Source organism: Pseudarthrobacter polychromogenes, from assembly GCF_014644495.1.
GTDB classification, from domain to species: domain Bacteria; phylum Actinomycetota; class Actinomycetes; order Actinomycetales; family Micrococcaceae; genus Arthrobacter; species Arthrobacter polychromogenes.
The window spans coordinates 543,595-558,762 of record NZ_BMKU01000001.1 but is presented as its reverse complement, the minus strand read 5'-3'; the positions used below and the strand labels follow the sequence as shown (position 1 = coordinate 558,762).

The following is a 15,168-nucleotide window of genomic DNA, read 5'->3' as shown; positions in this document are numbered from 1 at the left end:
TGGGCCCGGTTCACGGCACCTCAAGATTGGCTGAAGAAATCGGAAGGATGGAAACGTTTCCTTCCTTCCGCCGTCACTGCTTCCTATGGTGGTCTTACAAGCTCGTCTAGGGGGGGGATTCTTTGGTAACCGACGATGCGCCTGCTGGAAGGAGAAACCAAGAAGCCATCCGCCAGCAGTTTCGTCCCGCACCCGGTGTGTGTATCCCGGGCCCGGAACGAACCCGCCTTCTCTCACCGCAGGCATGGCCGATTTCTACTTCCGCCCCCGGCTGGGAAAGGACCCGCTGATGAGATACGTTCCGGCCGCACTCATGTCCGATGGCACTCCGAGGAAGATACGCGGGATCGTGTGGATCGTCCTTGGCGCGGTCTTGGCGATCTCGCTGGTGGCGTACGCGGTGTTCACTGCCACCAGGCCGGCGCCCGCAGCCCTTCAATCGCCGGCGAAGAATGTCATCTACCTGCTGGGCGACGGGATGGGCCGCTCCCATGTCACGGCGGCCAGGGAGCGCTACTACGGTGCCGAGGGCAGGCTGGTAATGGAAAGCCTCCCGTCCCACGGTTCGGTCAGCACCTATTCCGTGGAGAAGAACTCCGGCCAGCCCGGGCAGGCCGGCTTCGTGCCGGAGCTGGTCACCGCGTCCCCGGCTGCGGCCACAGCCTTCGCCTCGGGGGTGAAAACGTATAACACTGCCATCGGCGTGGACGCCAAGGGTGTTGTGGTGCCGACCATCATGGAGTTGGCCAAACAGGCCGGCTACCGCACAGGCAACGTTTCCACTGCCGAAGTGACCGATGCAACGCCCGCCGGGCAGATGAGCCACGTCCTCGCCCGCGGCTGCCAGGGACCGGACTACTCCGCCGATGCTTGCCAGGACACCGATGTCACCGGCGACAAGTTGCCCACCAGCGATGTCCGGGTCACCCCGATCGCGGACCAGATCGCCCGCAATGGCACCGCCGACGTCATTTTCGGCGGTGGCATGGCCCGGTTTGACGCCAAGGATGAAAGCGCGTTGAAGGAGCAGGGCTACTCGATCCTGGGATCTGTGTCGAGCCGGATCCCCGCCACACGCGCCGACCTGAACGGGGCCTCGGGTGAAAAGGTTTTTGGACTGTTCAACACCGGAAACCTGACCCTTGAAAAGGCCAAGAAGGACAACCCCGACAAACCCCAGGCGGAGGAGCCGTCCCTGCAGGAGATGACCCAGAAGGCCATCGAACTGCTGAACCAGGACCAGAGTAACGGCAAGGGTTTCTACCTGCAGGTTGAAGGTGCCCTGATCGACAAGCGCTCCCACGACAATGACGCGGCCCAGACACTGGATGAAGTCAAAGCCTTCGACGACGCCGTTGCCGCTGCCCTGGACTTCGCGAAAAGGGACGGCAACACCCTGGTTATTGTGACCGCAGACCACGAAACGGGTGGTTTCAACATTATTGAAAAGGGCTCCTTCACGAACGCGGAAGCAGCCGGGCCCCCACCGAACGTCGATTTCGGGAACAGCGCCAACAGTTCCACCCCGACCCGGAATGGCGGAAACTTCAAAGACGAGGAGCGCTCGACCGGAATCATCAACGGCGAAGGTTCAGAGGATCCGAAGAACTTCGGCCCGGCCACCTTCCGGACCCCCAATGACCCCTCCGACGTCAAGGACGGTTCCAAGGAAGCCAGCCTTTGGCTGTCCTACGCCTCGGGAAACCACACGGGCGCCGACGTGCCCATATACGCCTACGGGCCGGGTGCGGAACAGCTGCAGGGCAGCGTGGACAACACCGACCTGTTCGACATCGTGGGCCAGGCCCTGCGCGTCCTGCGCTGAGATTAGCGTGAACTACCACTGCAGGATGGCCGCAATCCGGGTATTGGACACCCCGCGGACGCCGCATACCCAGGAGGGGACACGATGAACCGCAAGCCCTGGATTCTCCTGATGGCAGCCCTCGCTGCTGCCTCGCTGGCTGTGCTTGCCTCCGCCGGACTGGGTGGTCGGGCATCTGCCCCTGCGCCCGGCGCCGGCAGCGTCCCGCAGGCATCCGCTGCCGCCAAAACAACCTTCCCTGGCCTGGTCAGTGCCGAAGGGGAACCGGACTTGGCAGGACTCCGGACAGCCCGGCCGGCCCCGGGCCAGATCCTTGAAATCCAAGGCCCGTTCGATGACAGGATCCTGTTCCAGGACCTGGCTTTTGATGGACAGGCTGCCACCGGGGCAGTCAGAGTCACCAGTGATGTCAGCGACCTGCTCGAACTCCAGGTGCTCGCCGGCTTCTACGATGACCGCGGCAACCTCCTTGGCACGGCCCGTTTTGTGCACCATCTCGGCACAGAAGGCCATGCACACTCGGGACCGTCTGAAGAAGGAGAAGAGTTCAGCATCCCGGTACCGGCCGGGCTTGCACCCCATGCTGTCTCAGCAGCAGTGGGCGTACCCGTCCTCGTCAACGAGTAGCGCGGAAACGCGCACCGGATCGCCGGTACGTGCCGGTACCAGGTGTGCATAGTTCTGGTTTTCGCTGACGGTTTCCCTGCCGGTTGCCGCCGGATAAAATCGCTCGTGAGATATCCGTAAGGACCATCCCCGGCAATGAGACTACCTCCGAGACCATTCAGCCGCCGCACGCTCCTCAAAGGGGCCGCTGCGGGCGTCGCAAGTTCCGCTGTGTTCACGGACGAACGCACCCCGTCCCGCGTGGGCAGGAACACCCGGTATGTGAGCGTCTTTGGTTCCGACTCGGCCCCGGGCACTGAGGCAGCCCCGTGGCGCAGCCTCGCGCGCGTCCAGGACGCCCTCGGCAGCGGGGACCTGCGCCGCGGCGACGCCGTCCTGCTCAAGCGCGGCGACACATTCTTCGGCACCCTCCACCAGCCGTCCATCCAGGGCACGTCGGGAGTCTTTACGGTGAGCGCCTACGGCGCCGGCCCACGCCCGAAGGTTGCCGGCTACAAGGTCAGCAGACGGGCCTGGATCCGGCACACCACCGGGGTTTGGAAGCTGGACATCACCGCCCGGTCCGGCCAGTACAGCGGCAACACCGGCGCTCCGTCCACCAATGTAGGTTTCCTGAAGGTGGCGGGCCTCATCCGTGGATGGAAGCGGATCAGCCTGGATGCACTGGCCTATCAGTGGGACTTCTACAGCGACGAGACCTTTGTGTATGTCAGGTCGAACTTTGACCCGGGCGACGGCGTCGCAATCGCCGTCCAGCAGGACGGCATCCGGCCCGCCTCCCACAGCATCCTGGATGGCATCCATATCGAGGGCCATGGAGCACACGGCATTGCGACCGGCGGCTCGGAGAACATCCGCATCAGGAACTGCCGCCTGGAGGACCTTGGCGGGTCCCGGCTGAGCTCCGACGGCACCCGGTACGGCAACGGCATCGAGGTCTGGATCGGCGCGTCCAACATCATCATGGAGGACAACACCATCCGGGAGTGCTACGACGTCGCCTTCACGATGCAGGGGACGGCAACGAAGGACGCCAAGTCATGGACCGACATCCACTTCGGGAACAACCGGGTGGAGAATTGCAACCAGACCTTCGAGATGTGGTCTGCAGGCGATGCGACTCCAGGGTCCGGGCACATCCGCTGCACGTTCAAAGACAATCTCTGCATCAACGCGGGCTACTCGTGGGCTGCCAGCATCCGGCCGGACACGGCAGGCAAGGGCACCCACATCCTGACGTATGACACCGAGCTGCCCATGGATGTAGAGGTCACCCGGAACCAGTTCATCGGCGCGCGGGACAGCTACATCAACATCAGCGGAGACAGGACGGACCCCAAAGGGCTGAACCTGCACCACAACGTCATCAAGCTCGGGCCAGGCAAGAAGACCGACTACCAGAACGCGGAGACCATCGAGCAGGCCGCACCCTGGCAGGCACGCACCGGTAAGGAGCGCGGTTCAACGTTCGGTGTGCTCACCACGGGCCGTTGCGAAGGGCAATCATGAACACGCAGGGAAACATCCGGGTCCGATGCTCAGGATTTGATCAAGAGCATTGCCTGGACGGCTGGCGAGGCCTACGGTCAGGTGCATGACTCCAAGATCGAGCAGGCAAGACGCCCGTGCGGCAGGACCCGAAGGGTAAACGGACTGATGCGGCAGCGGAACTTCCCGAGCGCGGGCGGGCTCTGTGTGGGCGCCCTGATTCTCGCCATATCGCTTATCGCCCAGCCCGGTGACCCGAATTCGGTGATAGTCAGGGACCTCCTGATCACCTTCAGCGCCGTCTTCACCGGAGCAAACGCGGTCGGGCTCCTGGAAATTCGACGCCGGCAGGAAGCTCCGGATGTATTGACTAAGAAACCCACCTAGGTTTACAGGCCAGGGCGGGCGCCGTCATGGAACGAGCTTGACGTCCTCGCCGGAGAGCCTCGCACGGAAGCCGTCGCCCTGGACCGCGACATCCTGAAGGACGAGGCCCTCGGGCAGGCCGTCAATGCTGTGCTCGATGGTCACGAGCCTTCTCACGGCGGCACCGAGGGCGTCGGAGAGGAAGCCGGGCCCGCCCAAGTCAATCGAGCGCGGCTCAACAACCAGCCGGCCGGCGTCGACCCTGACTGTGCCCGTGGCGTTGACGTCCAGCTCGCGGCCCAGGACCTGGACTGTACGGACCACCAGGACCTGGCCGCCATCGGCGGCGCGGACCACCGTCCCATCACCGAGTTCCCCGGCAACGACGTCGAACGGAACGGTCGCGTCCACGGCGAGGCGTTCAGCAACCATCCCGCCCGGCCCCGTGACCACGCCCTGCCCTACGGCCCTCACGTCCTGAAGCAACGAGCCCGCGATCGCCACTGTCCCGGCGTCCAGGGCAAGATCGGCGAGCCACACCTCGTCCCCGCGCAGGCCGGCGGGAGGCTCGGCGGCTGCAGTGGGTTCAGCGCCCGCCGTGGGGGAGGGCGCTGGCGCTGCCGCAACCCCGCTGGCTGGACTGCTCACCACCCACCACGCGATTGCAACCGCAAGACCCAGGACGATGACCATCCCAGCAGCACCGATCAGCCAGTCCTTGGCACGCGTCCACTCCATCAGGACAGTCTGATGGCTCACCCCCGGGCCGCGAAACCCCAAACCGCACACGCTGCTACTCGCTCTGCCTCAGACCCCCATGAACGGACGGAGAGCCGCCACCCAGGAGTGGAACGCATCCAGATGGCTGTCATGGGACGCCCCGGCCAAATCCACGCGCTGGACCCTGCGGCCGCGCTCGCAGAACTCGGACTTGTCCTCCGCAGCGAATATCCCGTTTTCTCCATAAATAACGAGCGTTGGCACAGCGATGCTCTCCCACTCGTCCCAGCGGGGCGCGGCCACTCCTTTGATCGCGGCCACCATGACGTCAGCCTCAAACCGCGGCCACAACCCGTCCGCCCTTTCCTCCAGATCAGCCACCCACGCCCGGGCCAAGGGTCCGTCCCCCAGAAACTCCTGTGCTGTTGTGCGGCTTGCGAAGGGCAGGGGCCAGGACCGGAAGTATTTACCCAAGTGTTCATGCTCGTCCCCGCTTCCGCCGCGTGCGCCGGACTCGAGAAGGACCAGCCGGGAGACCAGATCAGGGCGCGCGGCCGCCACCAGCATCGCCGTGTGCCCGCCAAGAGACTGCCCAATAAGGGTCACGGGTGCGCGGACCACTGATTCGATAACACGTACGACGTCGGCAACGAAGGCTTCGCGGGAAAGGTCGCCTGGCCGGGTGGTACTTCTGCCGTGCCCGCGGAGATCGATCAAAACGGTTCGGAACTCCGGCAGCGCGAGCGCCGTCTGGACGAACTCACGCGCACTGCCAGCCAATCCATGCAGGATGACGACAGGCGCTCCGTCGGCCGGTCCCAGTTCGAAGCCGTGGATGTGAACGCCGGGCCCGGTACTGACTCCGAAAGAACGGGCAGGGAAGTCCATCAAGGTCATGCCGCAACGCTAGCTGAACAGGCGGCTGCAGACGGGGCGTTCTGCGTGGACGTTGCCGGACGGTAGACTTGGGTGGGCCGTTCTCCGGCCACTCTGCCCCGGCTCCCTCCCAACATCGTGCGAGGGCTGCGGCGTTCCCTGTTGTGAAAGGCCTTACCTGCTGTGATTACTGTCCAGGATCTTGAACTGCGCGCCGGCGCCCGGCTCCTGATGGACCAGGTGAGCTTCCGCATCGACAAGGGAGACAAGATCGGCCTGGTGGGCCGTAACGGTGCCGGGAAGACCACCCTCACCAGGGTCCTCGCCGGTGAAGGACTCCCCGCCGCGGGGAAAGTGACCCGCACCGGCGAGATCGGCTACCTGCCGCAGGATCCCCGGACGCCGGACATGGAGCAGCTCGCACGGGACCGAATCCTGTCCGTCCGCGGCCTGGACATCGCCGTCGGCAAACTCCGCGTGGCGCACGAGGAAATGGCCAGCGAGGACGCGGCGGTCCAGCGCAAGGCGATGAACCGCTACGACCGGCTCGAATCCGAGTTCCTGGCAGCCGGCGGCTACGCCGCTGAGGCCGAGGCGGCGGCAATCTGCTCCAACCTCGCCCTGCCGGACCGCCTGCTGAACCAGCCGCTCAAGACCCTCTCCGGTGGCCAGCGGCGCCGCGTGGAGCTGGCGCGCATCCTGTATTCGGACGCCGAGACAATGCTTCTCGATGAGCCCACCAACCACCTCGACGCCGATTCCATCGCCTGGCTGCGTGACTTCCTCAAGAACCACCAGGGCGGCCTGATCGTGATCAGCCACGACACGGAACTGCTCGAAGCCACCGTAAACAAGGTGTTCCTGCTGGACGCCAACCGTGCGCAGATCGACTTCTACAACATGGACTGGAAGCGCTACCTCACCCAGCGCGAAACCGATGAGCGCGCCCGCAAGCGGGAACGCGCCAACGCCGAGAAGAAGGCCCAGGTCCTTTTCGACCAGGCCAACAAGATGCGCGCCAAGGCCACCAAGGCGGTTGCCGCCCAGAACATGGCCAAGCGCGCCGAGCGGCTGCTCAGCGGACTCGAGGCAGTCCGGGAAAACGACCGCGTGGCAGCACTGCGTTTTCCGGACCCCTCGCCGTGCGGCAGGACCCCGCTTACTGCCGAGGGCCTCAGCAAGTCCTACGGTTCGCTGGAGATCTTCACGGACGTGGACTTGGCTATCGACCGCGGCTCCAAGGTGGTCATCCTGGGCCTCAACGGTGCCGGCAAAACCACCCTCCTGCGGATGCTCGCGGGCGTGGACCAGCCTGACACCGGTGACGTCATTGCCGGCCATGGCCTGAAGGTGGGCTACTACGCCCAGGAGCACGAAACCCTGGACGTCGACCGGACCGTCCTGGAAAACATGCGCTCCGCCGCCCCGGACATGAAGGACGCCGAGGTCCGCGGCATCCTGGGTTCGTTCCTGTTTTCAGGCGACGACGTCGACAAGCCCGCCGGCGTCCTTTCCGGCGGCGAGAAGACCCGTCTGGCCCTTGCCACCATCGTGGCCTCCAGCGCCAACGTCCTCCTCCTCGACGAGCCCACCAACAACCTGGACCCTGCCAGCCGCGCAGAAATCCTGGGCGCCCTCAGGAACTACAGCGGCGCCGTCGTCCTGGTCAGCCACGACGAGGGCGCAGTGGAGGCCCTCAACCCCGAGCGCGTTGTCCTGCTGCCCGACGGCGTCGAGGACCACTGGAACGAAGACTACCTGGACCTGATTACGCTGGCCTGAGCCTTTCACTCCGGCTGGCTCCGCTACGCGGCGCAGGCGATTTCCCGCGTGCTGGCTCCTTCGTCGCCTTTGACGCACGCTACATAAATCACCTACACCGCTGCGCTCGTGCCCAATGAGGCTTGAGCATTAGCGCACCTTCAGTTCCAGGGCTTCGGTTATTTTTTGGAGCTGCCGGTAGGTGATGCTGAACATTGAGTTGTGGTCGCCTGCTCCGGCCCAGAGGAGATCGTGCTTCTGGAGCGACTCGTCCAGGAGCGTCCTGATCTTTTCGGGATGACCGACCGGGGCTACTCCGCCTACATGCTGACCCGTGTGCTGCAGGACGAAGTCGTGGGAGGCGCGGCGGATCCTGCCCGCCCCCAACTTTTCAGCAACCAGCCTGGTATCCACGCGTGCGGCCCCGCTTGCGAGGATCAGCAAGGGCTCGCCGCCGAGGTCGAAAATCAGGCTGTTCGTGATCGCCGCAAGGTCGCAGCCGAGCGCCTCAGCAGCCGCGGACGCCGTCGGAACGCCCGCGGGAAAAGTCCGCACGGTGTCCCCAACTCCGGCAGCCACCAATGCCGCGCGCACTAAGGCAACCGGGCCGTCGTCGTGCTCCGTCATCCTTCAGTACCCCTGCGCGTCCAGGAGTGCGTCTTCCTCCTCTTCGGAGGTCGCTTTCTTCCGCTTCCTGGGAGGTGACGGACGACGGCGGTGCTCGCCGCCTGCCGGGCGGGGCGCGCCCTCTGCTGTCCCGTCGTCGTCCTCGGCGTCAATGGCGGCGTTGCGTGCCTGCTGGCGGGCAGCGTAGCCAAAACCAACGAACATCAGCACGCCGAACGCGAACCACTGCAGCGAGTACGAAAGGTGTGTGCCTTCCTCGGTGGAAGGCTTCGGGAACGGGAACGGCATCTCCGCTGCAGGCGGTGTCTCCGACGCAAGCTGGCCGTACGCCCCGGTCAGGAGCGGGTACCCGAGTTGGCCGGAGTAGGCGGCAAGGTCGATGGACGCCAGCTGGCCTTCGGGGGCGCCACGCTGGAGTTCGGGCTCGGGATGCTTCAAACGCACGACGGCGGTCACGTCACCCGCAGGGGGTTCCGGCACCGAGTCCGGGGCGCCCGGATTATTGTTGCCGATGGGCAGCCAGCCCCGGTCGATGACCACTGTCTCACCGGAGTCAAGACGGAACGGGACCACCACTTCGTAGCCCGGCTGGCCATTGAGCGGACGGTTCCGGACCACGCGCTGGCCGTCGGTGAGGTACGTGCCCCTCAGCTCCACCTGGGTCCACTCCATGGCAGGGTCCAGCTCATCAAATTGCTCCCTGGCGTCCGCGAACGGGATGGGAGTTGCCGAGTAGTTGGTCACTACGCGGTTGATTTCGGCCAGGGTCTCTGCGCGACGGTCCATCTGCCAGCGGCCCAGGAATACACAGGCGGAGGCGAAGATGGCAGCCAACAGCAGATAACCCAGCCACTTGCTGGAGAAGAGGAAACGGTACATTCAGCTGACCTGCCCAGGGCCGCCGGACGCCCGTGAGTCGTCGAGGGGCAGGGTTTCCTTCCAGAGGCCCCGTGTCTGAAGGTAGTCCTCCAGCCATTCCCGGTGGTCGGCGCAGGCAAGCCAGGTCTTGCGGCGTTCCGGGGAATGGATCTTGGGGTTGTTCCACTGGAGCTGCCAGGAAGCCTGCGCCCGGCATGCCTTGCGGGAACAGATGGCACCGGCTTCCGCCACTGCGGGATCGGTGCCGGCGGCGAAGTCGAAGATGCTCACGAGGCCTTCCTTTCCTGCCCGGACGGGGATTCGTCGTCGTCAGTAATCAGCTCGCCCTGCAGGAGTTCACTGCCGGGATCATCCCCTGCGGGCCGCGCCAGCGGGCTTTCCAGCTCAGCCAGCGGGGCCGAGTCCAGCAGGAGGTCGCTGTGGCCCTCGGCTTTGTCGTTCCCGTTCGCGATGATCACGGCGATCCAGGGCAGGAACACCGCGCCGGCCACCGGAATGATCTTGAACCAGCCGTCCACCACGAAAATCAGGACCAGGCACACCATGCGGATTCCCATGGCCAACGCGTACTTGATCATGCGCTGGCGCATGTCCTCCGAGTGGGCTCCAGCGGCATCCGTGATGCTGTGGACTTCCGAATCGCCGGAGAACCGGCCAGGTTCTCCAGGCGCGGATTGTCCCGCATGGTTTTCAAGGGTCACGGTGGTTTATCACGCTCCAAAGGCTTGCATCAATTCTCTCACCATTGGCAGTGGCGCCCAAACCCGGGCCGGGCCGGGCGCTAAGATCGAAGTCAGCCAAATCACCCCCACCTACAGCGGCCCCAGCGCGCCGCAGAATTCCGGAGCCTCCTACATGACTGAAGCAGCCACCGCACCCCGCAGCGTCCTGATCACCGGCGGCAACCGCGGCATCGGCCTGGCCATCGCCGAGGCGTTCCTGGCCAACGGCGACAAGGTTGCCGTGACCTACCGCAGCGAAACGAAGCTGCCGGAGGGGATCCTCGGCGTCAAGGCGGACGTCACGGACGAGGCTTCCGTGGACGCGGCCTTCAAGGAAGTGGAAGCTGCCCACGGACCGGTGGAAGTCCTGGTGGCCAACGCCGGAATCACCAAGGACATGCTGCTCCTGCGCATGAGCGAAGAGGACTTCACATCCGTCATCGACACCAACCTCACCGGTGCTTTCCGGGTCATCAAGCGCGCCTCCAAGGGCATGATCCGGCTCCGCAAGGGCCGCGTTGTCCTGATTTCCTCCGTGTCGGGCCTGTACGGTGCTCCCGGACAGATCAACTACTCAGCGTCAAAAGCGGGCCTGGTGGGCATCGCCCGCTCCCTCACGCGTGAGCTCGGTTCCCGCGGGATCACCGCCAACGTCGTGGCGCCCGGCTTCATCAACACGGACATGACCGCCGAGCTCCCTGAAGCCACGCAGAAGGACTACCTTTCCAGCATCCCGGCAGGCCGTTTCGCCGAGGCCAGCGAGGTTGCCAACGTGGTCCGCTGGATCTCCAGCGACGAGGCCGCCTACATTTCCGGAGCCGTCATCCCTGTTGACGGCGGCCTGGGCATGGGGCACTGACCGGCGCCGGCAAACTAGCAGCCCGGCGCTTCTTTGTGTAGGTCACACAAGGGAATTGGCCGGGGCCGCTGGCATGATGGACTGCAGGCCATCAGCAATTTAGACGTTTCAGACAAAAGGAGCCCGCATGGGACTGCTGGATAACAAGACTGCCATCGTGACCGGATCCTCGCGCGGAATCGGCGCGGAGGTAGCGAAGAACCTTGCCCGCGAAGGCGCCGCCGTCGTGGTGAACTACCGCCAGAAGGCACCGCGCGCCAACAAGGTTGTGCAGGGGATCGAAGCCGACGGCGGACGTGCAGTGGCCGTCGGCGCGGACCTCACCACCCAGGAAGGCGTGCAGGCGCTGGCCTCCGCCGCCATGGAGAACTTCGGTTCCCTGGACATCCTGGTGCTGAACGCCTCCGGCGGCATGGAAACCGGCATGGGCGAGGACTACGCGCTGAAGCTGAACCGCGACGCCCAGGTCAACATGCTCAACGCTGCCGTGCCGCTGATGAAGGAAGGCTCGCGGGTGGTCTTCGTGACCAGCCACCAGGCCCACTTCATCAACACCGTGCCCACTATGGAGGCCTATGAGCCGGTGGCCCGCAGCAAGCGTGCGGGCGAGGACGCCCTGCGCGAACTCATCCCCAACCTGGCGGAGAAGGGCATCACCCTGGTGGTGGTCTCCGGCGACATGATCGAGGGCACCGTCACGGCCACGCTGCTTGACCGCTCCACGCCGGGCGCCATCGAGGCCCGCCGCGCTGAAGCCGGCAAGCTGTACTCCGTGGAGGAGTTTGCCGAGGTTGTGGCCGGTATGGTCACCGCCGACGTCGAGTCCGGCCACACTGAATACGCCGGCGGTGCAGACTACTTCGGCAAGGGCACGAACTAGGCCACGAGCTAGGCCCACGCTTAACAGCGGGAAGGCACGTCCTCACGCGACGTGCCTTCCCGCTGTTAAGGGCCTTTAGGAACCGCCGTCAGACGCCAGCCACATGCCGGACTGCGTCGAGGTACGGCATGTTGACGGCGGCGTCTGCCACGGCCCGCACGGCGGGTTTGGCGTTGAACGCCACGCCGATGCCGGCCGCCCCGAGCATGTCCAGGTCGTTGGCTCCGTCGCCCACTGCCACCGTGTGCTCAAGGGCGATGCCCTCGGCGGCTGCCCACTCACGCAGGTACTTTTCCTTGGCTGCCCTGTCCACCACAGCGCCCAGCACCCTGCCGGTCAGCTCGCCGTCGACGATCTCCAGTTCATTTGCCTGCCAGTAGTCAAGGCCCAGTTCGGCGGCGATCGGCTCCAGGATCTGGTTGAACCCGCCGGACACCACCGCTACCACGTGCCCTGCCGCCTTGAAGGCGGCCACGAGGTCGGCGGCGCCCAGGCTCAGCTTCACTTCGTTGCGGACTGAATCAACGACGGCGGCAGGCAGCCCTGCGAGCACCGCCACGCGTGCGTGGAGGCTTTGGGTGAAATCCAGCTCGCCACGCATGGCGGCCTCGGTAACGGCCGCCACTTCTTCCCGCTTCCCGGCGTAGGCAGCCAGAAGCTCGATGACCTCCTGCTGGATCAGGGTGGAGTCCACGTCCATGATCAGCAGCTTGCGTTCTGCCGACCTGAGGCCGGCCGGGACAAGCGCCGTGTCGAATCCGGCAACGGGGGTTTCGGCAACGGCGTGGCGCAGTGCGGCGAGCCCGGCGGCGGTGGCGTCCGGAAGCTGGAGTTCGGCTGCGTGGACCTGGTACCGGCCGTCGCCGGAGGAGGCCTCAGACAGCACGGCGGCGCCCTGTGCGGTGAGGATGGAACGGAGCTGCTCCAGCCCGGTTGGAGACACATTCAGGCCATAGCTGACCGCAGTCACGTTCGAAGTCATGCCTGCCATCTTAGCCAGCGGGTGAGGGGTCCCTTGAATTCATTTCACGGCTGCTGGAAGGTGGCAAGCGGATAATATTACGCTCATACCTGGAGGAACCATTGATTGAACTGCTCACGCCGCGGGAGATTGACCAGGCGCGCCCCTCAGGCCAGTTCGTGGCCGGCACCCTGCAGGCACTGAGGGAGCGAACCGGACCTGGAACGAATCTCCTGGAGATCAACGACTGGGCCGCTGCCATGATCCGGGCAGCGGGAGCCCGCTCCTGCTATGTGGATTACGCTCCCTCGTTCGGCCGCGGGCCTTTCGGAAAGGTCATCTGCACGTCCGTCAACGATGCCGTGCTGCACGGGCTCCCTCATGACTACGTCCTCAAGGACGGGGACCTGCTGACCCTGGACTTCGCAGCCAGCGTCAATGGGTGGGTGACGGACTCCGCCATCAGCTTCGTCGTGGGGGATTCCGCTACGCCCGAGGACACCCGCATGATCGAAACCACCGAGAGGGCACTGAAGGCGGGCATCGGTGCGGCACAGCCCGGAGCGCGCATCGGGGATATCTCCCACGCCATCGGCTCGGTGCTCGAAGCCGCGCATTTCAAGGTCAACACCCAGTTCGGCGGACACGGCGTTGGGAGCACCATGCACCAGGACCCCCACATTCCGAACACCGGCAAGCCAGGCCGCGGGTACGAGCTGCGGCCCGGCCTGCTCCTGGCGATCGAACCCTGGGTCATGGACGGCACCAGCAAACTTGTCACGGCTCCTGACGGCTGGACCCTCTGCAGTTCCAACGGTCGCCGGACCGCCCACTCCGAACACACCATCGCTGTCACCGAATCCGGACCCGTGATCCTCACCCAGCCGGCCTGACGGGCGCCCGGCGAAGCTGCCCAACCAGGGTTTCGCTGTTACCTTGCCCCGGTTATCAGTCGGCCTCTTTTTTGTCCTAGTGTCTACTCCTATGAGTGATGTTCTGGAATTGGCTTCCGTCAGCGTTGTCCGAGGTAAGAAAACCCTGCTGGACAAGATCGACTGGGAAGTCAACGAAGGCGAGCGCTGGGTAATCCTGGGGCCCAACGGTGCCGGCAAGACCACCCTCCTGCAGATCGCGGCCGCTCGCCTGCACCCCAGCAGCGGGAAAGCGGGCATCCTCGACGAAACCCTGGGCCGCACCGACGTCTTCGAGCTCCGCCCGCGCATCGGCCTGTCCTCCGCCGCGCTGGCCACCCAGATCCCGGAACAGGAAAACGTCCTCAACGTGGTGGTCACCGCCGCCTACGGAGTCACCGGCCGCTGGCGTGAGGGGTACGAGCGCGACGACGAGCGGCGGGCTTTCCGCCTGCTCAACGACTGGGGAATGGGCCCGCTCCTCAACAGGACGTTTGCCACTCTTTCCGAGGGTGAGCGCAAGCGTGTCCAGATCGCCCGAGCCCTGATGACCGATCCCGAGCTGTTGCTCCTCGACGAACCGGCCGCCGGCCTGGACCTCGGCGGCCGCGAGGAACTCGTCCACAAGCTGGGAGAACTGGCACAGGATGAGGACGCCCCGGCCATGGTCCTTGTCACCCACCACCTTGAGGAAGTTCCGCCGGGCTTCACCCACGCCATGCTGCTGCGCGACGGCGGAGTGGTCGCCGCCGGCCCCATCACGGACGTCCTGACGGCGGAGAACCTCAGCAAGACGTTCGGGCTTGACCTGGACATGAGCGTCAACGCCGGCCGGTACACCGCCGTAGCCCGCCGCTAAGGCGGCAGCGCAGCACCTTGGATCTTCTCAGCAGCATCTTTGTGGCCATCGCCGGCCTCTGGGCCGGCACCATCAACGCCGTGGTGGGCTCCGGCACCCTGGTGACGTTCCCCGTCCTTATCGCCCTGGGGGTCGCCCCGGTGGTGGCCTCCATGAGCAACGCCATGGGCCTGGTCTTCGGCACGGCCGCCGGGGCGTTCGGCTACCGGCGTGAACTGAAGGGCCGCGGCCGCCAGCTGATGCGGCTGCTGCCGGCATCCCTCCTTGGCGGCATCTCCGGTGCGTGGCTCCTCCTGCACCTGCCGGAGGAGGTGTTCCACTACGTCGCCCCCGTCCTGATTGTCCTGGCCCTCCTGATGGTGGTGTTCCAGCCGCGGCTGCAGGCCTGGGTCCGGTCCCGTGAGGAGAACCCGGAACACGCTGTGCGCGACAAGCGGCACGGCGTGCTGCTGGTGGTCCTGGTGTACCTGGCCGGGGTATACGGTGGCTACTTCGTGGCCGCCCAGGGGATCCTGCTGGTGGGCATCCTGGGTATCTTCCTCACCGGCACCATCCAGAACGCCAACGCCATGAAGAACATCCTGGTACTGGGAGTGAACCTTGTGGCCGCCGTGTCCTATGTGCTCTTCGCCTTCGACCGGATCAACTGGCTTGTGGTCCTGCTGATCGCCGTCAGCTCGAGCATCGGCGGACTTCTCGGCGCCAAGGTGGGCCGCCGGCTCTCACCCACGGTGCTGCGCGCAGTGATCCTTGTCCTGGGCCTGGTGGCGCTGGGATTCATGATTGCTAATCTGCTGAAATAATCAA

Annotated in this window: 17 protein-coding genes; 10 read left to right on the top strand and 7 right to left on the bottom strand. The window is 65.2% G+C overall.

Annotation, left to right across the window (positions count from 1 at the left end; all coding sequences use genetic code 11):
- Positions 1–289: 289 nt before the first annotated feature.
- The 4 genes from IEX43_RS02790 (at position 290) to IEX43_RS02775 (ending at position 4,327) form a co-directional block, all read left to right on the top strand.
- Entirely contained in the window at positions 290–1,825 is a 1,536-nt protein-coding gene (locus IEX43_RS02790) for an alkaline phosphatase (protein WP_229666271.1), read from the top strand.
- 84 nt (positions 1,826–1,909) lie between these two features.
- Complete coding sequence (locus tag IEX43_RS02785) at positions 1,910–2,452, top strand: hypothetical protein (protein WP_188808948.1); 543 nt, start codon at positions 1,910–1,912, stop codon at positions 2,450–2,452.
- Between the two features lie 135 nt (positions 2,453–2,587).
- Positions 2,588–3,961, top strand: coding sequence for a right-handed parallel beta-helix repeat-containing protein (locus IEX43_RS02780; RefSeq protein ID WP_188808947.1), 1,374 nt, complete (start codon positions 2,588–2,590; stop codon positions 3,959–3,961).
- A gap of 36 nt (positions 3,962–3,997) precedes the next feature.
- A complete protein-coding gene (locus IEX43_RS02775) occupies positions 3,998–4,327 on the top strand; it encodes a hypothetical protein (RefSeq protein WP_188808946.1) in 330 nt (109 codons plus the stop codon).
- A 24-nt stretch (positions 4,328–4,351) separates the two neighbouring features.
- Here IEX43_RS02775 and IEX43_RS02770 read toward each other — a convergent pair whose 3' ends face one another.
- Together IEX43_RS02770 and IEX43_RS02765 are read right to left on the bottom strand one after the other, a co-directional pair.
- Positions 4,352–5,044: an LmeA family phospholipid-binding protein gene (locus IEX43_RS02770; RefSeq protein ID WP_188808945.1), complete on the bottom strand. Its 693-nt coding sequence runs from the start codon at positions 5,042–5,044 to the stop codon at positions 4,352–4,354.
- A gap of 69 nt (positions 5,045–5,113) precedes the next feature.
- On the bottom strand, positions 5,114–5,923 hold the full coding sequence (locus IEX43_RS02765; protein WP_229666270.1) for an alpha/beta fold hydrolase: 810 nt from the start codon (positions 5,921–5,923) through the stop codon (positions 5,114–5,116).
- A gap of 162 nt (positions 5,924–6,085) precedes the next feature.
- Between IEX43_RS02765 and IEX43_RS02760 the strand changes: the two genes are divergently transcribed.
- Positions 6,086–7,684 carry an ABC-F family ATP-binding cassette domain-containing protein gene (locus tag IEX43_RS02760; protein WP_066275709.1) on the top strand — a complete coding sequence of 533 codons (1,599 nt, stop codon included), beginning with the start codon at positions 6,086–6,088 and terminating at the stop codon, positions 7,682–7,684.
- A gap of 129 nt (positions 7,685–7,813) precedes the next feature.
- Here the strand turns inward: IEX43_RS02760 and IEX43_RS02755 are convergent, their stop codons facing one another.
- The 4 genes from IEX43_RS02755 to IEX43_RS02740 are packed head-to-tail and all read right to left on the bottom strand — an operon-like array spanning position 7,814 to position 9,870.
- On the bottom strand, positions 7,814–8,290 hold the full coding sequence (locus IEX43_RS02755) for a YbaK/EbsC family protein (protein ID WP_188808944.1): 477 nt from the start codon (positions 8,288–8,290) through the stop codon (positions 7,814–7,816).
- Positions 8,291–8,293: 3 nt separating this feature from the next.
- A complete protein-coding gene (locus IEX43_RS02750; RefSeq protein WP_188808943.1) occupies positions 8,294–9,169 on the bottom strand; it encodes an SURF1 family cytochrome oxidase biogenesis protein in 876 nt (291 codons plus the stop codon).
- Positions 9,170–9,439: a hypothetical protein gene (locus tag IEX43_RS02745; protein WP_188808942.1), complete on the bottom strand. Its 270-nt coding sequence runs from the start codon at positions 9,437–9,439 to the stop codon at positions 9,170–9,172.
- Positions 9,436–9,870 (bottom strand): DUF3099 domain-containing protein, encoded by a 435-nt coding sequence (locus IEX43_RS02740; RefSeq protein WP_188808941.1) that lies wholly within the window; start codon positions 9,868–9,870, stop codon positions 9,436–9,438. Before IEX43_RS02740 ends, IEX43_RS02745 begins: the two co-directional genes overlap by 4 nt.
- Before the next feature lie 154 nt (positions 9,871–10,024).
- Between IEX43_RS02740 and IEX43_RS02735 the strand changes: the two genes are divergently transcribed.
- Both IEX43_RS02735 and IEX43_RS02730 read left to right on the top strand, forming a co-directional pair.
- Positions 10,025–10,750 (top strand): beta-ketoacyl-ACP reductase, encoded by a 726-nt coding sequence (locus IEX43_RS02735; protein ID WP_188808940.1) that lies wholly within the window; start codon positions 10,025–10,027, stop codon positions 10,748–10,750.
- 127 nt (positions 10,751–10,877) lie between these two features.
- A complete protein-coding gene (locus IEX43_RS02730) occupies positions 10,878–11,630 on the top strand; it encodes an SDR family oxidoreductase (protein WP_188808939.1) in 753 nt (250 codons plus the stop codon).
- An 88-nt stretch (positions 11,631–11,718) separates the two neighbouring features.
- Here IEX43_RS02730 and serB read toward each other — a convergent pair whose 3' ends face one another.
- Positions 11,719–12,612 carry a phosphoserine phosphatase SerB gene (serB, locus tag IEX43_RS02725; RefSeq protein ID WP_188808938.1) on the bottom strand — a complete coding sequence of 298 codons (894 nt, stop codon included), beginning with the start codon at positions 12,610–12,612 and terminating at the stop codon, positions 11,719–11,721.
- 101 nt (positions 12,613–12,713) lie between these two features.
- On the opposite strand from serB, the gene map reads away from it, so the two are divergent.
- The 3 genes from map to IEX43_RS02710 all read left to right on the top strand — a co-directional run bounded on the left by map (position 12,714) and on the right by IEX43_RS02710 (position 15,164).
- A complete protein-coding gene (map, locus tag IEX43_RS02720) occupies positions 12,714–13,484 on the top strand; it encodes a type I methionyl aminopeptidase (RefSeq protein WP_188808937.1) in 771 nt (256 codons plus the stop codon).
- Between the two features lie 91 nt (positions 13,485–13,575).
- Entirely contained in the window at positions 13,576–14,361 is a 786-nt protein-coding gene (locus tag IEX43_RS02715) for an ABC transporter ATP-binding protein (protein ID WP_066275729.1), read from the top strand.
- Between the two features lie 17 nt (positions 14,362–14,378).
- Complete coding sequence (locus IEX43_RS02710) at positions 14,379–15,164, top strand: sulfite exporter TauE/SafE family protein (protein ID WP_188729751.1); 786 nt, start codon at positions 14,379–14,381, stop codon at positions 15,162–15,164.
- The last annotated feature ends 4 nt before the right edge of the window (positions 15,165–15,168 follow it).